The 18,916-nt window shown below is 63.6% G+C and carries 14 protein-coding genes and 1 pseudogene; 8 read left to right on the forward strand and 7 right to left on the reverse strand.

Annotated features, from left to right (window positions below):
- Positions 1-242: 242 nt before the first annotated feature.
- From imuA to D7325_RS17255, 6 genes are all read left to right on the forward strand, one after another.
- A complete protein-coding gene (imuA, locus tag D7325_RS17230; protein ID WP_120997692.1) occupies positions 243-848 on the forward strand; it encodes a translesion DNA synthesis-associated protein ImuA in 606 nt (201 codons plus the stop codon).
- Positions 849-861: 13 nt separating this feature from the next.
- The gene (locus D7325_RS17235) at positions 862-2,295 is read left to right on the forward strand and encodes a Y-family DNA polymerase (protein ID WP_120997693.1); all 1,434 of its coding nucleotides are present in this window, start codon (positions 862-864) and stop codon (positions 2,293-2,295) included.
- The gene (locus tag D7325_RS17240) at positions 2,292-5,366 is read left to right on the forward strand and encodes an error-prone DNA polymerase (RefSeq protein WP_120997694.1); all 3,075 of its coding nucleotides are present in this window, start codon (positions 2,292-2,294) and stop codon (positions 5,364-5,366) included. The genes D7325_RS17235 and D7325_RS17240 overlap by 4 nt, the downstream gene beginning before the upstream one ends.
- A 201-nt stretch (positions 5,367-5,567) precedes the next feature.
- The gene (locus tag D7325_RS17245; RefSeq protein ID WP_120997695.1) at positions 5,568-6,344 is read left to right on the forward strand and encodes a PP2C family protein-serine/threonine phosphatase; all 777 of its coding nucleotides are present in this window, start codon (positions 5,568-5,570) and stop codon (positions 6,342-6,344) included.
- A gap of 15 nt (positions 6,345-6,359) precedes the next feature.
- Positions 6,360-7,895, forward strand: coding sequence for a serine/threonine-protein kinase (locus D7325_RS17250; protein ID WP_120997696.1), 1,536 nt, complete (start codon positions 6,360-6,362; stop codon positions 7,893-7,895).
- Positions 7,896-7,949: 54 nt separating this feature from the next.
- Positions 7,950-8,792: an FHA domain-containing protein gene (locus D7325_RS17255; RefSeq protein WP_120997697.1), complete on the forward strand. Its 843-nt coding sequence runs from the start codon at positions 7,950-7,952 to the stop codon at positions 8,790-8,792.
- A gap of 103 nt (positions 8,793-8,895) precedes the next feature.
- Here D7325_RS17255 and D7325_RS19180 read toward each other — a convergent pair whose 3' ends face one another.
- The 6 genes from D7325_RS19180 to D7325_RS17285 all read right to left on the reverse strand — a co-directional run bounded on the left by D7325_RS19180 (position 8,896) and on the right by D7325_RS17285 (position 14,734).
- Positions 8,896-9,153, reverse strand: coding sequence for a hypothetical protein (locus tag D7325_RS19180; RefSeq protein ID WP_177431810.1), 258 nt, complete (start codon positions 9,151-9,153; stop codon positions 8,896-8,898).
- Between the two features lie 74 nt (positions 9,154-9,227).
- Positions 9,228-9,617 carry a YidH family protein gene (locus D7325_RS17265; RefSeq protein WP_120997699.1) on the reverse strand — a complete coding sequence of 130 codons (390 nt, stop codon included), beginning with the start codon at positions 9,615-9,617 and terminating at the stop codon, positions 9,228-9,230.
- Positions 9,614-10,915 carry an MFS transporter gene (locus D7325_RS17270; RefSeq protein ID WP_120997700.1) on the reverse strand — a complete coding sequence of 434 codons (1,302 nt, stop codon included), beginning with the start codon at positions 10,913-10,915 and terminating at the stop codon, positions 9,614-9,616. Before D7325_RS17270 ends, D7325_RS17265 begins: the two co-directional genes overlap by 4 nt.
- A gap of 51 nt (positions 10,916-10,966) precedes the next feature.
- A complete protein-coding gene (locus D7325_RS17275) occupies positions 10,967-12,133 on the reverse strand; it encodes an acyl-CoA dehydrogenase family protein (protein ID WP_120997701.1) in 1,167 nt (388 codons plus the stop codon).
- Between the two features lie 13 nt (positions 12,134-12,146).
- Positions 12,147-13,691, reverse strand: coding sequence for an AMP-binding protein (locus D7325_RS17280; RefSeq protein ID WP_120997702.1), 1,545 nt, complete (start codon positions 13,689-13,691; stop codon positions 12,147-12,149).
- A 146-nt stretch (positions 13,692-13,837) separates the two neighbouring features.
- Positions 13,838-14,734 (reverse strand): LysR family transcriptional regulator, encoded by an 897-nt coding sequence (locus tag D7325_RS17285; RefSeq protein WP_120997703.1) that lies wholly within the window; start codon positions 14,732-14,734, stop codon positions 13,838-13,840.
- A 108-nt stretch (positions 14,735-14,842) separates the two neighbouring features.
- On the opposite strand from D7325_RS17285, the gene D7325_RS17290 reads away from it, so the two are divergent.
- Positions 14,843-16,798, forward strand: a complete 1,956-nt coding sequence (locus tag D7325_RS17290; protein WP_120997704.1) for an alkyl/aryl-sulfatase — start codon at positions 14,843-14,845, stop codon at positions 16,796-16,798.
- A 102-nt stretch (positions 16,799-16,900) separates the two neighbouring features.
- Positions 16,901-17,388: pseudogene (locus D7325_RS17295) on the forward strand (site-specific integrase); the annotation flags it as partial.
- 321 nt (positions 17,389-17,709) lie between these two features.
- On the opposite strand, the gene D7325_RS17300 reads toward D7325_RS17295, so the two are convergent.
- The gene (locus D7325_RS17300; RefSeq protein WP_120997705.1) at positions 17,710-18,795 is read right to left on the reverse strand and encodes a tetratricopeptide repeat protein; all 1,086 of its coding nucleotides are present in this window, start codon (positions 18,793-18,795) and stop codon (positions 17,710-17,712) included.
- Positions 18,796-18,916: the final 121 nt, after the last annotated feature.

The following is an 18,916-nucleotide window of genomic DNA, read 5'->3' on the forward strand; positions in this document are numbered from 1 at the left end:
CGCATTCTACAGCAGCCCTTCTTCGCGTCAAGCACTTTTTCGAAAATCTCTTTTCTACTCAACCGCTTGCCCCGCAGCCAGTACAACCTCCCTGACTGCGAGGCCGCGAATCATACAGCCATGGATTTTACTGTCAACAGTTTTTAGCAGCCGTATTTCATCTGACAGCCTGCCAGGCTACTTGACCCTCACTAACCCTCAAGCCCAATATACTGTATATGCATACAGTTATCTGAGTTGCCATGCTGCCTGTATTTATCGGTACTCCTCCGATTGATGATTGGGAAAGCGAGGGAAGCCTCCCAAGAGGCATCCTGCCCACGGGTCATACCATGCTGGATCAAAGTTTACCCGCCGGTGGCTGGACTTCCTCTGCGTTGAACGAAGTGCTCATCGATACGTGCGGGGTCGGCGAGTTGCGGTTGATGTGGCCGGCGCTGGCAGATTTGACAGCCCGCGGTGAGCACGTGGCGCTGATAGCGCCTCCATATCGTATCTACCCTCCAATCTGGATCAGGGCGGGTATCGATTCACGTCGACTATTGCTCGTTCAGGCAAACGAGCCCGAAGCCGCATGGGCTGCCGAGCAATGTCTGCGTTCAGGCAGCTTTGGCGCCGTCATATGCTGGCCGCAACAAGCGAACGATCGAGCACTTCGCCGGCTGCAGGCGGCAGCAGAGGCCGGGTGCGCTTTCGCTTTCGCGTATCGCTCCATTCACGAAGCAGTGAACCCTTCGCCAGCGGCCCTGCGGCTGGTCATAGAAACCAATCCGCTCCAGTTGCGCATTCTCAAATGTCGGGGCGCTCTCCATAAGACGAGGCCGCTTCCAGCCTCCGCGTGGTCATGAGATGCGAAGCCATATGCTCTGGGCTTGCATTCTGCTACCGCAACTGGCGCTGGATGGCGTGCTACGCACTCGCAGCGATGCCGACACGCCCCTAGCGCTGCTGACTGGCACTTCGCAACGGCGCACACTCAAGGTTGTGAACCCAGCCGCACGCGCGCTTGGCCTGAAGCCAGGGCAGACACTGCGTGCCGCGTTGGCACTGACCAATGATTTCGCCACAGCGGAATACGACCTGACCGAGATAGACCGCTCGCTGCAGCTCCTTGCCGCCTGGGCGTACGGCTTCAGCTCACAAGTCAGCTTGCGTTATCCGCGCTGCTTGTTGATGGAAGTAGGCGCCAGTCTCGATTTGTTCGGCCCCTGGCCGCGCTTCGAAGCGCGACTTCGGCAGGAGCTGGATACGCTGGGCTTTCGGCACCGCATAACTGCTGCCTCCAATCCGGCTGCTGCACGCGCATTGGCGAACAGTCATGAGCGCTTGGCCGTCACCGAAGACACTTCCTTGCGCGCGGCGCTCGAAGCGCTGCCCGTCGCCCATTGCGGACTGTCGCCAGACGCCACAACAGGCCTCATCCGCATGGGGATCAAAAATCTCAAGCACCTGCTTTCCATGTCTCGCGACAGTCTGGCCAGAAGATTCCCTGCCGAAGTGCTGGTGCAACTCGATACCCTGCTGGGTCATCGCGCACTCGCCCTGGATTTCTACTCCCCGCCCGACCTGTTCGATGCGCGAGTCGAGTTGAATTTCGAAGTTACCTCTCACCAAGCCCTGTTGTTCCCGTTGCATCGCCTGATTGGCGACCTTGCGATCTACCTGACGGCTCGTGATAGCGGCGTGCAACAGTTCGACCTCATCCTCGAGCATCGTGATCGGAGCGAAACCCGGGTCCCCGTGGGCCTGCTCAATGCTGAGCGCGACCCAGACATGCTGCTCGAAGTGACGCGAGGGCGCCTTGAGCACTTGCAACTTCCTTCGCCGGTTTTGGCCTTGCGGCTCGTTGCCCGAGACCTGCCCGCCTTCACCCCGACTGCCCGCGGGCTGTTCGATAAACGCCCTCAGCAATCGCTCTCCCGGGATCAACTATGCGAACGCTTGCGTGCACGGTTGGGAGACGATGCCGTGCAGAGCGTCGCCGCGCTGGCTGATCATCGGCCCGAGTGCAGCGGGCTGTTTCAGCCGATCGGACAAACTGGGCATGACGAGCAGATCGCAGCGTTGCCGGAGACAGGCCCCCGTCCTGCCTGGTTACTGCCTAAGCCAATCCCGCTCAATGAATCTTCGGTACGGATCCTTTCCGGACCCGAGCGCATCGAATCGGGTTGGTGGGATGGCGACGATATCCGGCGCGACTATTACCAGATCGAAACCCGCAAGGGCCAGGTGGGCTGGGCCTATCGTGACCTTCGCGGCGATGGCCGCCTGTACCTGCATGGCTGGTTCTCATGACGCCCGCCTATGCCGAGCTTCATTGCCTGTCCAACTTCAGCTTTCAGCGCGGGGCCTCCAGCGCCGAGGAGCTGTTCGAGCGCGCCGCGCGTCTTGGCTATCACGCACTGGCGATCACCGATGAATGCACGCTGGCCGGTATCGTGCGGGCTTGGCACGCGTCTCAGCAAACCGGTATTTCACTGATCGTGGGCAGCGAATTTCGGATCGAAGGCGGGCCCAAGTTCGTTGCGCTGGTGGAGAACCTGCTCGGTTACCAAGCGCTCTGCCGGCTGATCACCCGCGCACGTCGTCGTGCCGCCAAAGGCCAATATCGATTGCTGCATGAGGATCTGGACGAATCGTTGGAGGGCCTGCTGGCCATCTGGCTACCCAAGCGGGCCGATGAAGATGCCGATGGCCATTGGCTGCAGGCCCGCTTCCCGGAACGCCTGTGGCTGGGCGTCGAATTGCATCGCGGAGCCGGCGACCAGGCTCGACTACAGGCATTGCAGGCCCTCGCCTCGCGCATGGGCATTGCCGCCGTGGCCTGTGGCGACGTGCACATGCACGCTCGCGGACGCCGCGCGCTGCAGGATTGCATGACGGCGATTCGTCATCATTCGACCGTCATGGCCAGCGGCGCCCATCTATATCCCAATGGCGAACGTCATCTGCGTACCCGCGACGATCTGGCCGGCCTTTATCCCGAGCCGCTGCTGGCCGAGACACTGAGAATCGCCGCCCGCTGTCACTTCGATTTCGCGCAGCTCCAGTATCAGTACCCCCACGAGCTGGTTCCGGCCGAGCACGATGCCGCCTCCTGGTTGCGCGTGCTGGTCGAAGAGGGCATGCAGTGGCGCTGGCCCGACGGCGTGAGCGCCTCTATCCGAAAGCAGCTGGACCATGAGGTGCGGTTGATTTCCGAGCTGGAATACGAAAGCTATTTCCTAACCGTCCATGACATCGTCCGGTTCGCCCGAGAGCGAGGCATTCTCTGCCAGGGCCGTGGATCGGCCGCCAACTCGGCGGTCTGCTACGCGCTGGGCATCACCGAGATCGACCCCACGCAGGCCAATTTACTGTTCGAACGATTCATCTCCCGCGAGCGCAACGAGCCGCCCGACATCGATGTCGACTTCGAGCATGACCGGCGGGAAGAAGTGATCCAATACATCTTTAGCCGCTACGGCCGGCAGCGTGCAGCCCTGACGGCCGTCGCCAGCACCTACCACGCCAGTGGCGCCATCCGTGATATCGCCAAGGTCCTCGGATTGACACCCGAGCTGATCGATACGCTGGCCGGTTGTTGCGGACGCTGGAGCGATCGAATCCCCGATGAAGAGCGGCTACGCGAAGCCGGTTTCGATCCCGCCAGCCCCTGGCTGCATCGGATATTGGTGCTGGCTGGCGAATTGATCGGCTTTCCGCGGCATCTTTCGCAACATCCCGGTGGTTTCGTCATTTCCGAACATGCGCTCGAAACTCTGGTGCCGGTCGAGAATGCCAGCATGCCCGAGCGCACGGTCATTCAATGGGACAAGGACGATCTCGACCGGGTCGGCCTGCTCAAGGTCGACATCCTCTCCCTCGGCATGCTGAGCGCACTTCGGCGCTGCTTCGCGCTGATCGAGCGCTACCGGGGCATCACCTGGACACTCGCCAGTCTTCCCAAAGAGGACCGGGCGACCTACGAAATGATCAGCCGCGCCGACACGGTCGGCGTCTTCCAGATCGAATCACGTGCACAGATGGCGATGCTTCCGCGGCTGCGCCCAAAAACCTTCTATGACCTGGTCATTCAGGTCGCCATCGTGCGCCCGGGGCCCAATCAGGGCGACATGGTCCATCCCTATCTGCGGCGACGTAATGGAGAGGAGCGGGTGGTGTATCCCTCCGACGAGCTCCAGCCTGTTTTCGAGCGCACGCTTGGCGTACCGCTCTTCCAGGAGCAAGTGATGCAACTGGCGATCATCGCGGCCGACTACACGCCCGGCGAGGCCGATGAACTTCGCCGGGCGATGGCCGCCTGGAAGCGTCATGGCGGGCTGGAGCCCCATCGGAAAAGACTGACCGAGCGCATGCTCGCCAAGGGCTACGAGCAGGCGTTCATCACGCGCATCTTCGAGCAGATCAAGGGTTTCGGCAGCTATGGCTTTCCCGAGTCCCACGCGGCCAGCTTCGCCCTGCTCACCTATGCCAGCAGCTGGTTGAAATGCCACGAACCGGCCGCCTACGCCTGCGCGCTGATCAACAGCTGGCCGATGGGCTTCTATAACCCTGACCAGATCCTTCAGGACGCACGCCGCCACAGCCTGGAGATCCGCCCGGTCGATGCCTGTCGCAGCGATTGGGATTGCACGCTGGAAGCGAGCGAGGGCGAACAGCCGGCCATTCGGCTCGGACTGCGCCTGATCCGCGGCTTCCGCCAGGCCGATGCACACCGAATGACGGAGGCTCGACAGGGGGGTCCGTTCATGGACGTCGAGGACCTCTGCAAGCGCGCCGCACTCGACAAGCGCGCCCGAGCAAGCCTGGCCGATGGCGGGGCTCTGCACAGCCTGACCGGTCATCGCCACCAGGCACGCTGGACGATAGCCGGCATCGAGCCGCAGCTTCCGCTGTTCGCCAACGTGGTAACGCCCGAACCGTCCGCATCGCTTCCGCCACCCAGTGTCGGCGAAGACCTGCTGGCCGACTACGCGAGCCTCGGTACCACCCTCGGCCCACATCCGCTCGCCCTGCTGCGCCAGGAATTGCGCGCCCGCCGCTGTCGCAGCTCGCGCGAGCTCACCGAGCTTGCACAGGGTCGACTCGTCAGCGTGGCCGGCGTGGTGATCGGGCGGCAGCGGCCACAGACCGCCAGCGGCGTGATCTTCGTCACCCTGGAAGACGAGTTCGGCATGATCAACGTCATCGTCTGGCATGACCTGGCCGAGCGCCAACGTCGCGTGCTGCTGAACGCCCGCCTGCTGCGCGTCGACGGCAATCTGGAAGTGGCCAGCGGCGTGCGGCATGTCATCGCCGGCCGCCTGAGCGACCTCACGCCCCTGCTGACCGGCCTGGACGTGCGCAGCCGCGATTTCCAGTGAACGCGCTCCAGACCGAGACGCGCTCCCTGATTGCCGTTGCCGCACAGGTTCTTCGCCAAACGCTCGTTTCGAAGAGCGCCGACTGGTTATCACTTTGCCGCCTCGCCGCTCCGCCGCCGATGACACAGTCACGACCTCACCGCATCATGCCCGGCAGTTCACGAGCGCCATGTTTCGCAGGACAAGGATCGACCCTTCGCAATGCTCACCCTCGTCACGACCGATTCGCTGCACGCCGCCGGACTCACGTCGCCGGGGCGAGTACGCGAGCACAACGAAGATGCCCTGCTCTGCTCTAGTGCACTGGGCCTTTGGGCCATTGCCGACGGCATGGGCGGCCACCAATGCGGCGAAATTGCCAGCACCCTGGCGCTGACCGCGCTGGAGCAGGCGATCGGGCGCGGCGAAACGCTCGAGCAGGCCGTAGGAAAGGCAAACGATGCCGTGCTGGCCGCCACCACCCAGCACGACATGGGCACCACCTTGGTTGCGGTGCATTTCCAGGGCGCCGACTTCCAGCTCGCCTGGGCCGGCGATAGCCGGGCCTACCGGATCACCACGAGCGACATCACACCGCTGACCCGCGACCATAGCTGGGTTCAGGCGATGATCGATGCCGGGGAGCTGGACCCTGCCACCGCCCATTGTCACCGCCTGCAAAACGTCATTCTGAAATGCCTCGGGCGAGACGAAGCACTGGAAGCGGGCATCCTCGACGGCACCCTGCAGGCCGGCGAACTGCTGTTGCTGTGCAGCGATGGCCTTACCCGCGAACTGAGCGATGCGCAGATCCATGCGCTGTGCCGAACCACCGACACCCTCGAGTGCCTGGTCGAGCAGCTGATCGAACACGCCAATGCCCAGGGCGGCCGAGACAACGTGTCGTGCATCGTGATCGCCCGCACGACGCCACCGGCAGAGGCGCCGTCCCCCGGCCGCCGATTGCTGGACAAACTGCTGAAACCCCTCAAGCCGTAGAAGTCGAGCGCTTGCATGACTGACCGAATGCTGCAAATACCCGGCTATCGCCTGCACAAGCGCTTGGGCAAGGGCGGAATGGCCGAGGTCTACCTGGCCACCCAGCTCTCCCTCGATCGCGAAGTCGCGCTCAAGATTCTGCTGGACACCGAGGATGCCGCCTTTGCCGAACGCTTCATCCAGGAGGGCCACATCGTCGCCTCCCTGCGCCACCCCGCCATCATCACCATCCATGACATCGGCCAGCTCGACGGAGGCCGTCATTACCTGGCGATGGAATACGTCGGTGGCGGTGACCTGGCTCAGTACCGCGGCACGGTCCTGGCCCCCGCTCGAGCGCTGGACATCGTTCGCCAGTTGGCCGGCGGGCTGGCCGTGGTGCACGACAACGGGCTTGTCCACCGCGACGTGAAGCCCGGCAACATCCTGTTCCGCGACGACGGCAGCGTCGTGCTCACCGACTTTGGCGTCGCCAAGGCCCTCGAGCTGGACAACGAACTCACCCAGTTCGGCATCGCGGTCGGCAGCCCGGCCTATAGCAGTCCCGAGCAGGCCAAATGCGAAGCGCTCGACGCGCGCAGCGATATCTACAGCCTCGGCGTGATCCTGGCCGAGATGCTCACCGGCGCCAATCCATACCGCGCCGCCAGCTATCCCCAGACCGTCATCAATCACCTGCAGATGCCCGCGCCTCAATTGCCTCCCGCGCTCTGCATCTACCAGCCCTTGCTCGAGCGCATGCTGGCCAAGGATCCGGTCGAACGCTTCGCCAGTTGCCGGGACCTGCTGCAGGCGATCGATGCGCTGAGCGAACTGGACATGGACCTGACACTCGTCGCGCCGGCCATTGCGCTCCCTCCGACGCCCGAACGACCGGCTCGGCCTCGCCGGCCGAGACTCTGGCTCACGGCGATGGCCACGCTCTCGCTTGTGGCGCTGCTCGGTGTCGGTGGCTACCAGTGGCATCGCCACGAGCGCATCGGTGCGCTGCTGACCCTCGCAGAACAGCGACTGGCCGAGGGCATGCTCGTCTCGCCGCCCCTCGATAATGCCGACCATTACTTTCGCCAAGTGCTGCACCTGAATGCCGACAACGCTCAGGCAGCGGACGGTTTGTCGCGTGTTCTTCAGGCCCGCATCGCCGGGTACCTGGCCCTGGCCGAACAGCGGCTTGCCGAAGATCACCTCTACGAGCCGGCCGAAGACAACGCCATCCACTATTACCGCCAGGTGCTGGCCTGGATGCCGCAGCATGAGGCAGCGCTCGACGGACTCGCCCGCATCGCGGCGCGCTATGTCGAGCTGAGCGAAGGGGCCTTTCGCCAACGCGAGTACGGCATGGCACTGGAATACATCCATCGCGGCCTGGAGGCCAGCCCGGACGATCCCACCCTCCTGGCCCTGCGAGACGACCACCCGCGTCGCGTCGCCGATGCCAGGGCCACCCGGGTGACCGCGCGAACCCCTGCCGTGCACGCATCTCGTAGCGAATCGGCGGAGCCACCGGCCAACCCCATCAAGCGCCTGTGGAACCGCGTGTTCAAGCAATGAGCGGACACCCCCACGCGACCACCGTCACCCCTTCAGCGTCAGGTAGAGGCAGACATGCTAAGAATTCACTTCGTGGACAATCGCCAGGCCCCGGTCTGGCTTGCCGACGAACAGGTCACGCTCGGCCGCGACAGCCGCAACGACCTGGTGCTCGATGCGCCAGGCATCGAGGCGTTCCATGCGAAGTTGTACAAGGAGAACGGCTTCCATTACCTGACCGACCTGGGCTCGGCGGCTGGCAGCTATATCAATGACGAGAAGGTCGGCGAGCGTTACCAGATCCGCTCGGGCGACCGGTTGCGCCTGGGCACGCTCGAGTTGCAGATCGTCGATCCGGCCAAGGTCGGCGCAAAAGTCCGCACGGCGCCACGCTGGCTGCTCGAAGTGCTGCATGGCGAAAACCAGGGCCACAAGTATCACGTCACCGGTTCGATGACGTTCGGGCGCTCGGTCAAGTGCGAACTCTGCTTCAGCGACCCGCAGCTGTCGCGCCGGCACGCCGAGTTCTACCTCAAGGGCGACATCCTCGAAGTGAAGGATCTGGCGTCGGCCAATGGCCTGCGCGTCAACAACCAGAAGGTCGCCAGCGCCGTCCTGCAGCCCGGTGACAAGGTCCACCTGGGTGGCATCACCCTCCTCGTCATCGGCCCGAAGGTCAGCGTGCCGGAAGCCATCGACGAGGATGCGACGGTGTTCATGCGCGCTGCCGAACTGCCCACACCAGCGGCCACGCCCGCGAAGCCCGTCCCGCCGCGTCCTGCGAGCCCCAACCCGCTCCATGTCGCTCCGGCGGCGCCAGCCCCTGCCGCCTCGACCGGCAGCGTACGGTTGAAGCTCATGCTTGCCTGCCTGGCGTTCGCCCTGCTCGCTGGCGCAGCGGTGCGGCTTTGGCTCTAGCCATCCGAACGTAGAACGGAACGCCGTGCCTCATCAGAGGATCGGCCCCTCCGACGTTCCGCCACCGCGTCGGCATCGCGAACGAAACCCTCCGTCACATCCGCTAGCCCAACCCCACGATGACGCCATGCAAGGCCACCACCGCCAGGCTGGCGGATAACACGGCCAGCATGAGCCCGGCCGCCACGCCAGGGTGACATCCCCGCCGCGCCAGGACTCGCAGGTAACCGGCGTAGCGCTTGCTACCGCTGCCCGCGATGGCGCCGACAGCGACCAGCGAGAGGCCCGCCAGCACGCACGCATGCAGTGGCAGACGCTCGTACCAGCGAAGCGCCAGGCAGGCTATCAAGGCCAACGACACTTGGGTCCTGCGCCAGGCAAGCCAGGTTCGTTCGGCCTGGAGCCCTTTATCCGCTTGCGCTTTTCGCACGATGGCTAGGGCAACAACCAGCGCAGGGTGAGCGCCGCGCCGGCTATCGTCCCGACCGATAGCACCGGCACGAGCAGCGGCACCGGCAAAGGAGCGCTCTGCCTGAGTGCCCGCTCGATGCTGAGCCATCGCCAGCACGCGCCGATGCTCAGCACCGCACTGAGAAGCAACAGGCCGATCACCAGGAGGGTTCGCTGCGCTGCCGAAAAGACACCGACCGCGAAACTCTCGAGCGCGATGGCGCCGCCGAGTAGCGCCAGCGCGGTGCGAGTCCAGGCCAGGTATGTCCGTTCGTTGGCCAGTGTGAAGCGAGGGTCTGGCTCCTCGCCCCCGCCCAGCAACAGTCGAACCGGAGCCGGGCGCGGATGCCGCCCGCGTCGCGTCTCGTCGCTCATCGCAACCCGGCACTGCGCAAGGCGCCCGGCGAGTAATCCGAAGCGGTCGCCTGGTAATCGAAGTCATACGGTTCCGATTGCTCGTTGGTCATCCCCGAGGCGATGTAGCGGCCGCTCTGCAGGTCGTAGAACACCTCCATCGCCGTCAGCTGGGCCTGCACGCCAGGATGGAAATAACCGTGGCTCTCGCCGACCCGCCAGAGCTCGCCGCGGCTGTCGTAATGGTCCGCCTCGACGATGGCCCAGGTGTCTTCGTCGATGAAATAGCGGCGCTTGGAATAGATGTGGCGCTTGCCGGGCTTGAGCGTCGCCTCCACCACCCAGCAGGCGATGCGCAGCGGCACGCTCAGGTCCGGCAGGATCAGCGCCATCGACAGCAGCCCGCTGGCGATTAGGCATACCGAGACGAATACGCCGCGCGACAGACTCGACGGCACGCCCCGGCGCAGCAGCCGCTGCGACCACCAGGCCATGAACAGGCTGAGCGGCGTGGTGACCAGCACGAACAAGCCGAACAGCCGTCCGGTGTTCAGCGAATCGATGCCCAGGCCTGTCTCCAGATACGCCGGCACCCAGGTCAGGGTCAGTGCCAGCGACCAGTTGGCGGCGAAGTGGCAGAGGTAATTGCCCAGCACCGTGCCGTCACGCAGTAGCCGCCGGTAGGGCATCGGCGCCGAGCCCGGGCCGGCCGGTGCCTTGCCGACCAGCCGATCCAGCCCGCCTTCGCGACCGAACTTGAGCCAGAGCAGACACCAGACGAGGCCGACCACGGCCAGCACGGCGAAATTGGCTCGCCAGCCATAGTGCAGGCTGACCCAGGGAATCATGATGCCGGCCACCAACAGGCCCATCGCGCTGCCCGAATGCAGGAGCGCCACCGGCAAGCTGCGGCGATCGTCGGGGAACCACTTGTACAGCGCGTGCGTGGCGACCGGCGAGGCCGGGCCTTCGCCGATGCCGAGCAGCACGCGACAGGCGACGATCGCCCACAGCGACGAGACGAACAGCATCGGCAACTGCACCAACGCCCAGAACAGCCCAATGCCGAGCAGCAGCGTGCGGGTCGGCTTGCGGTTGGCGAGAAAGCCGCCGGCCACCGCCGAGATCGCGAACAGCCAGTGCAGGCTGCCGCCGATCAGGCCGAACTCGGTCGGCGTCAGCTCGAGGTCCTTCATCATCGGCACGGCCACCAGCCCGATGACCACCTTGTCGAGGAAGTTGACCAGCATCATCACCGCCAGCAGGCCGGCGATGGTCCAGGCGGCGCGCGGCCGATAGCTGTTTTCGAGATTGTTCATGGCGCTCTCTGATTCTTGTTTTTGGCCGCCCTCGGGCGGGTATGGGCGCGGCTACCGAGCGGGCATCAGCAGCCCTTTGGCGATGGTGTTGCGCTGGATTTCGCTGGTGCCGGTGAGGATTCGCATCATTCGGGTCGCACGGAACAGCCATTCCACCGGATGCCCCGGGATCAGCCCGGCGCCGCCATGCACCTGCACGGCGCGATCGGCGATGCGGAACGCGGTCTCCGAGCAGAACAGCTTGCACATCGAGGCCTGCACCTTGATGTCACCGCCTTCATCGTTCAGCGCGGCGGTGGCGAACATCATGCTGCGCGCCGCGTACAGCTCGGTCGCCATGTCCGCGAGCATGTGGTTGACCGCCTGGAACATGGCGATCGGCTTGCCGAACTGCATGCGCGTGCGGGCGTGGTCGAGCGACAGGTTCAGCGCCAGCCCGGCCATGCCGAGCATGGTGGCGCAGTGCAGCAGCCGGTTGAGGGTGATGCGCCCCATCGCCAGCTTGAAGCCCTGCCCTTCCTCGCCGATGCGATTGGCCACCGGCACGCGCGCGTCGCGCAGCACGATGTCGCCGTGGCTGCCGGGGCCGGACATCACCTGGTAGTCGGTTTCCACGCTGACGCCTTCGCCGTGCAGGTCGACGAAGAAGGCGGTGATCCCGTCGCTGCCGTGGCTGCCTTCGACGCGCGCGATCAGCACCGCGATATCGGCGTAGGGCGCGCCGGAGATGTAGCGCTTGGTGCCGTTGAACACGTAGCCATCCTCCTCGCGCCGGGCGCTGGTTTGCAGGGCGCTGACATCCGAGCCGGCCTCGGCCTCGGTAACGGCGAAGCACACCGCGCGCTCGGCCTGGCACACCGGACGCAGGAAGCGTTCGGCCTGGTCGTCGCTGGCGACTTTGAACAGATGGCCGATGCGCGGCGGGCCACTGAGTTCGCCGAGCACGTGCGGGGCCAGCGGCGAGCCGGTCAACAGTGCCGCTTCCTTCAGCGCGCAGAGGTCGACCACGCTGAGCCCGCGCCCGCCAAGCGCTTCGGGCAGCATGGCGTTATAGAAGCCGCGCTCGCAGGCGCGCCGCCAGATGTCGGCAAGCAAGGCGCGTGGGTGCGGGCGGCCCCAGTCCAGCTGTTCGCGGGCCTCGATGGGTTTGATCTCCTGCGCGATGAACGCCTGGAGGTCGGCGATGAGCGCCTGGGCCTTTTCACTGGGTTCGATCATGTCGGTCTCCTGCTCAGATGCGCCGTTCGCTGTGTTGCCAGTAGGGTTCGCGAACCAGCCGGCGCACGACCTTGCCGTTGGGGTTCTTCGGCAATTCGCTGACGAAGTCGACCCCGCGGGGCTTCTTGAAGCCGGCCAGCTCGCGGCCGCAATGCTCGATCACCTCGGCTTCGCTCAGCGTGGCGCCGGGTTTGAGCACCACCACCGCGCGCACCGCCTCGCCCCATTGCTCGTCGGGCACGCCGACCACCGCCGCCTCGAACACCTCGGGCAGGCGGTAGAGCACCTGCTCCACCTCGCTGGGGTACACGTTGAAGCCGCCGGAAATGATCATTTCCTTTTTGCGGTCGACGATGAACACGTAGCCGTGCTCGTCCACGGTGGCGAGGTCGCCGGTGAGGTAGTAGCCGTCGCGCATCACCTCGGCGGTCAGCTCCGGCGCCTGCCAGTAGCCCTTCATGATGTCCGGCCCCTTGACCACGATCTCGCCGATCTCGCCGGGGCGCACATCCTCGAACTGCTCGTTCACCACGCGCAGGTCGGTTTCGAAATAGTTGCGTCCGCACGAGGCCAGGCGCGCGGGCTGCCCGTCGCCGGCGAGGTGATCCTGCTCCGTGAGGATGGTCACCAGCGAACAGGTTTCGCCGGCCCCGTAGCCTTGGGCCAGAATCGGCCCGAACACCGCGATGGCGCGCTCGACCAACGCCGGGGCCATGGGCGCGGCGCCGTACATGACCAATCGCAGGCTGCTCAGGTCGTATCGCTCGACCTCGGGCACGTTGACCAGCCGGTTGATCATCGCCGGCACCAGGAACAGCCGCGTCACCCGCTCGCGCTGGATGGTGTCGAGCAGGGCCATGTCGTCGTAGCGCTCGACAAGCAGGTTGCAGGCTCCGGCGGCCAGCAACGGCATGATCTGCATCCCGCTGGCATGGGTGATCGGCCCGACGTGGGCCATGACGTCGCCCGGCCCGGCCCGGCGCGTGGGGCTGGCGATGCTCTTGCGGATCAGCGCCTTGCGGTTGCCGAAGGTGAGCATCGCGGCCTTGAGCACACCCGAGCTGCCGGAGGTGTAGTGCAGCACGGCGAGTTGGTCGTCGTCCGGCTCGCTGATCACCGGCTCGTCGTTGCCGGCAGCGAGCACCCGCTCGTAGCCGATGTCGCCCCCCTCGCCGAGCGAAATGACCCACTCGAGCAGGGGCAGCCTGGCCCGTTGCGCCACGATCGCGTCGCCTAGGCGCGGGTCGCAGATCACCGCCTGGCTGCACGAATCGGCCAGCACGCGGAGGATCTCCTCGACCGACAGGCGGGCGTTGATCGGCACCTTGACCATCGCCGCCTTGTAGAAGGCGACTTCAGCCTCCACCAGCTCGGCCCGATTGGGCGCGATCAACGCAACATGCGCGCCGGCACCGAGGCCCAGCGACTGCAGCCCGGACGCCAGGCGGTTGGCCCGGTGCTCGAGGTCGGCAAAGGTGAGGCGACGGTAGGCATCCACGACGGCCTCGTGACGAGGCCAGTAAAGAGCGCTGCGGCTCGAAATCTTCCCGAGGTTCAATTGTTCTTCTCTGCTGGTCAGACTTGAGCCTCGATGCTACGTGCGCGCCTTTTTCGCTCGCCAATACAACAAAAGGATGCGAGCCATAACACTCTGCGATAAGCCGTGCGCCCGCCCCGGCTGGCCTGGCCTGGCCTGGCCTGACGCTAAACGATGGGCCTTTGCGCGCGGGTCAGGCGAGCCTTGAAGGCTTCGCCAGCGGGTGACAGGCAGTGGCCCCGGCGGCTGACGAGGCCGTAGGCCGAATGGTGAACGAGCCTATCGGTCAACGGACCCAGCTCGACCACGCTGCCGTCATCCAAGGCCTCCTGAACCACATCACGCGGAGCCATGCACACGGCATCGCCCTGCTCGGTCAGCCTCATCAGCAGCAGGAAGTTCTCGCACTGGACACTGAGCATCTCTCGCCCCGTGTCTTTCAGGACGGCCCTCGCAACGGGCGCCGGCAACTGCGTGCCGGCCAGCGGGAAGCGCGCCAAATCGGAAAAACCGATTCGAGCCTGTGCAAGCAAGGGGTGCCCCGGGCGGCAGAAGAGCACGCCGGGATAGACCGGCAGCTCGATGATGTCGAGCACGGTGTCGGTCTGAAGCTCGCGCACGTCGGCGACGAACATCTCGATACGCTCGTCGAGCAGGGCTTCGCGCAGGCCCCACCAGTCCCCGACCGTTACCGATACCGCCAGCCGGGGATGCGCCGCGAGCAGGTCCGCCAGCGCATCAGGCACCAGGCGTGCCGCTGGGAAGGGACCGGCGCCCAAACGTAGCTGACCGGCTTCGAGATTGTCGTATTGCTGCACCGCCTCGATCATCGCCCGGCTGCCCGCCAGCAGGCGGCGGGCATGCGATTCGACCAGCCGGCCCGGCTCGGTGAGTGTGATGCCACGGCTGTGACGGTTCACGAGGGTGCAGCCGAGCGAGGCCTCCAGCGCCTGCAGGCTGCGGGTCAGAGCAGGCTGACTGAGGTGCAGGGCTTCAGCCGCACGGGCGAAATGGCCGTGATCGATCAAAGCGATGAAATGTCGTAGCTGGCGTAAGTCACTCATGCGCTTGATGCATTGAAAGTCCGAGTCGATTGCATTGGAAGTATTGCCTCCGTCTGAGGCAAATTCCAGGGACAGGCTTAAACAAGAATTCACGGCCCGGAGTCGACAATGTCGTTGCGCACCCTCACCGCAGTAACCGCCCTTTCGTTAGCCGTTGCGGCAACAGCCGAACCCAACCCACCCACCATGGCGACACGCGAAGCGAACGCCGCGGTGCTCCAGCAACTGGACTTCAGCGATCGGCAGGCTTTCGAAAACGCACGCCGCGGCTTCATCGCTGCGCTGCCGGACGCAATGGTGAAGGACGAGCAAGGACAGATCGCTTGGAGCAACACGCGGTATGCCTTTCTCGATTCGGAGCAGGCCCCCGCAAGCGTGAATCCCAGTCTGTGGCGGCAGGCCCGCCTGAACGCGATCCATGGGCTGTTCCAGGTCGCCGAAGGGATCTATCAGGTCCGCGGAATGGACCTGGCGAACATGACGATCGTCGAGGGCGAAACGGGGTTGATCATCATCGATCCGCTGCTTACGCCAGCCACGGCGAGTGCGGCCCTGCGTCTCTACCGGCAACATCGACCGGATCGCCCGGTTGCCGCGGTCATCTATACCCACACGCATGTCGACCATTTTGGCGGCGTCAAGGGCGTCACCACGCAGGCAGACGTGGACTCGGGTCGGGTGCGCATCTATGCCCCTGACGGCTTCATGGAACATGCCGTCAGCGAAAACGTGATCGCAGGCGCCGCCATGACCCGACGCGCCAAGTACATGTACGGCACGGAGCTGACAGCCGGCCCGCTCGGGCATGTCGACACCGGCCTCGGCAAAGGGCTCGCACGAGGACCGCTGACCCTCATTCCGCCCACCGACCTGGTACGCCAGGGCGGTGTCCAGCAGATCGACGGGGTGGACATCGACTTCCAGTTGGCGCCGCATAGCGAGGCCCCGGCAGAGATGATGATGTACTTCCCCGCCCAGCGCGTACTCAACACCGCCGAGATCACGTCTCAGCACCTGCACAACATCTACACACTGCGCGGCGCGGAAGTTCGCGATGCCAATCGCTGGTCACGCTACATAGATCAGGTGTTGGCCCGGTATGGCGAGTCGAGCGACGTGGTGATCGCCCAGCATCATTGGCCGGTCTGGGAGACGGCGCACATCCAAGCCTTTCTCGCTGAACAGCGCGATCTCTACAAGTTCGTGCACGACCAGAGCGTGCGCCTGATGAACCACGGTTACCGTCCCGGCGAGATCGCTGAAACCCTGTCGCTACCCTCGACGCTGGCCAGCCGCTGGCATGCGCGCGACTACTACGGAACGCTGCGTCACAACGCGCGCGGGGTGTATCAGAAGTACCTTGGCTGGTACGACGCGAATCCAGCCAATCTCAACCCGCCTACGCCCGTCGACAACGCGCGCAAGACCATCGAATACATGGGTGGACAGGAGGCCGTGCTCGCTCGTGCCCGGACGGATTACGAAGCCGGGCACTATCGCTGGGTAGCCTCGGTCATGAGCCAGGCCGTTTTTGCGGACCCCACCAACCAGGCGGCCCGAGACCTGGCGGCCAGCGCACTCGAGCAACTCGGTTACCAGGCCGAATCAGGCCCCTGGCGGGACGCCTACCTGTCAGGCGCCCAGGAGCTTCGCGAACCCCTATCTCGGCAGACCACCAAGCCGGCGATGCACACCGACCTGTTGCAGGCGCTCGATACCGGCATGTTCTTCGATCTGCTGGGTGTTCGGCTGAACGGTCCCAAGGCCGAGGGCAAGCGTAGCGTCATGAACTGGGTATTCACCGACAGTGGCGAACGCTTCCGGGTCAATCTGCAGAACAGCGCCTTGACTTGGCTGCCTGACCGGCAGGACGAACGCCCGGACGCAACGATCACCCTCACCCGCGCCGTGCTCGATGACATCCTTGTGCGCAAGACGTCGTTTCCAGAAGCCATCAAGACTGGTGTCATCAAGATCGATGGCGATGCTAGCAAGCTGATCGAACTCTTAGGTTTGCTCGATACCTTCGAACCCGACTTTCCAATCGTCACACCGCGCCGTTAACGGCAGGCTCGAGCGTCGACGGCGGTCGGTGTCGACTTCGGGCACGCGATGCCGGATTAACTTCATACCAGCCGCTTCGGTAGCACCGATCCATTAGCGCCGATCGTGGCGATGCGATTCGACGACACGCGCGACGGCTACCTGTATGTCGTGCAGCAGAAGACGGCCAAGGCCAGCGATGCGGCATGGATACGGTTCGCGGTCACGCTACAGCTTCAGATGATATTGAGCCGATGCCGGGACAACATGCCCTCCCCGTTCCTTATTCACCGCAGGCCGGAGCGCAAGCGACAGAAACAAGCCGAGCAGAAAGAGCATTGGACGAAGGTTGAAGAGCGGTATCTGACGCGGGCATTCAAGGAAGCGCGGGAGGCGGCAGGCTGCTACGCCGACTGGAAGGAAGAGGAACAGCCAGCGTTCATGAGATATGCGCCCTCTCGCTGCACCTTTACAAGAAGGCAGGCAAGGACGGTCAGAAGATAGCTGGCCACGCCAGTGAGGATATGACCAAAAACTACCAGCGCGACCATGCCGAAGTGGTCTGGTCAGACGCAGTCCCTGACCTCGATATCGCAGAAATCGCCGGATAGTTTTGCGCGCATTTTGCGCCAGTTTTGCGCAAGACCATAAACGAAAACGGGACCAGAGCCGTAAGCTACTGATCCCGTTAGGTTTTTGGTCGGGACGGAGTGATTCGAACACTCTACCCCTTGCACCCCATGCAAGCTTCCAAAAGCCAATTAAACAACACAACACATTGATTTATAAGGGTTTTCAATGAAAACCGATTGAATTTGATTGGCGTAAATTGACAAAAATCTGCGGCTTTGACAACGCAAAACCGCGGCTCCCAGAGGGGTTTTGCAGCTCATAACGGGGAGTTTAGACATGCCCATGGCCCCTCCAAACTCTCAGCGATGGCGCCTATTTAAGGCGGATTTATTGCGCAGCCAAGCGTATTGGATGGGATCAATACCCAGCAGTTGCCCAATCACAGCCCCTCGTTTCTCCGGAGGCATACGCCCCAGGAGTGAGCGAATCTCAGACTCGATGCTGCCTGGTTTCGCACCCCGCTCCTCGGCCTTTGTATACCATTCGTGACCCAGAGCAATGTTGCCCATCTCAAGATTCAATGCCCCGAGAAGGGTGCACGGGCGAAAGCTATTCGGCAAAAGTCGATGAGCTTCGTCCGCCAACTGAAGTGCTTCGTTGTGGCGACCTAGATCTCGCAGCACCCCACCATGCGTAGTGCGAACTGCCGACTTCAGCTTGGTTTGCTTGAGAGCACCATCCTGGATCTTTACCAAGAGGTCATGCGCTTCGCGTGAGGCATCGCATTTGCGCAGGTGACCACTGGCATTCACTAACTGCCAGACATCGCCCGTCTTGCGAAACTCACCCAGGTAGTAGTCGGCTTCAAGACGATTATGGACACGCAGGATTTTCTCAGAAGCGTATCCCCTGCCCTCGCTTTTCAGCCAAACAGCTTCTTCCTCGGAAAGCCGCCTTGCGCTATCCAGCTTGCGCAAAATCGTCATCACTTGCTTGAAGTCGACCTCGTCGACGAAGCCGTCAACACCATAATTTTCTCGTAGCTCGCGATTCTTTTGGCGAGCAATAAATTTAGGATCGCTTTCGCGCTGGAGCCTTTCAGCATGAAGGCGAGCCATCATGGCAGCGTGGCGAGCCTCAGCAGCTTCCTGTTCAATCTGCTTCTGTTGTTCAGCTGCCTTCTGTCGCACTAAAGCCGCGGCAACCCTGGACACCTGTTCGACTGGAGCAAGCTGGAGAAACTGTGATTCAGAAATCTCGCCGGTAACGAATTGCGCCAGGGTCTTGAGCCCGTTTTCAGTCAGGAAACGCTGCCCTAGGACACTCAAAGAATTACCCCGGGCTAAGGTCTCCAAAAGGTTAGACAGGCGCGAACCAGATACAGAAGAACCCGGCATGTCATCGACCCAGAATCGTTTGGCGAGGGTCAAATGGTTGTCTGACATCAGCACTCCATGCTTCGATAATTGAACAACGTATCAGCGTCAGGCTATGCAGCCTCTTTATATGAGCACCTAGAAAAATTTCTCAACCACCTCATAGCGCCTAACCTAGCGAACGCCTAAC

It is taken from the genome of Stutzerimonas urumqiensis (genome assembly GCF_003640395.1).
GTDB lineage: Bacteria > Pseudomonadota > Gammaproteobacteria > Pseudomonadales > Pseudomonadaceae > Stutzerimonas > Stutzerimonas urumqiensis.

Bases quoted from the DNA above. Each gene is read 5' to 3' on its own strand.
- D7325_RS17270 (WP_120997700.1), bottom strand. From the start codon at position 10,915: ATGAACAATCTCGAAAACAGCTATCGGCCGCGCGCCGCCTGGACCATC.
- D7325_RS17235 (WP_120997693.1), top strand. From the start codon at position 862: ATGCTCTGGGCTTGCATTCTGCTACCGCAACTGGCGCTGGATGGCGTG.
- D7325_RS17240 (WP_120997694.1), top strand. From the start codon at position 2,292: ATGACGCCCGCCTATGCCGAGCTTCATTGCCTGTCCAACTTCAGCTTT.
- D7325_RS17290 (WP_120997704.1), top strand. From the start codon at position 14,843: ATGTCGTTGCGCACCCTCACCGCAGTAACCGCCCTTTCGTTAGCCGTT.
- imuA (WP_120997692.1), top strand. From the start codon at position 243: ATGCTGCCTGTATTTATCGGTACTCCTCCGATTGATGATTGGGAAAGC.
- D7325_RS17265 (WP_120997699.1), bottom strand. From the start codon at position 9,617: ATGAGCGACGAGACGCGACGCGGGCGGCATCCGCGCCCGGCTCCGGTT.
- D7325_RS17300 (WP_120997705.1), bottom strand. From the start codon at position 18,795: ATGTCAGACAACCATTTGACCCTCGCCAAACGATTCTGGGTCGATGAC.
- D7325_RS17245 (WP_120997695.1), top strand. From the start codon at position 5,568: ATGCTCACCCTCGTCACGACCGATTCGCTGCACGCCGCCGGACTCACG.
- D7325_RS17285 (WP_120997703.1), bottom strand. From the start codon at position 14,734: ATGAGTGACTTACGCCAGCTACGACATTTCATCGCTTTGATCGATCAC.
- D7325_RS17250 (WP_120997696.1), top strand. From the start codon at position 6,360: ATGACTGACCGAATGCTGCAAATACCCGGCTATCGCCTGCACAAGCGC.
- D7325_RS17275 (WP_120997701.1), bottom strand. From the start codon at position 12,133: ATGATCGAACCCAGTGAAAAGGCCCAGGCGCTCATCGCCGACCTCCAG.
- D7325_RS17255 (WP_120997697.1), top strand. From the start codon at position 7,950: ATGCTAAGAATTCACTTCGTGGACAATCGCCAGGCCCCGGTCTGGCTT.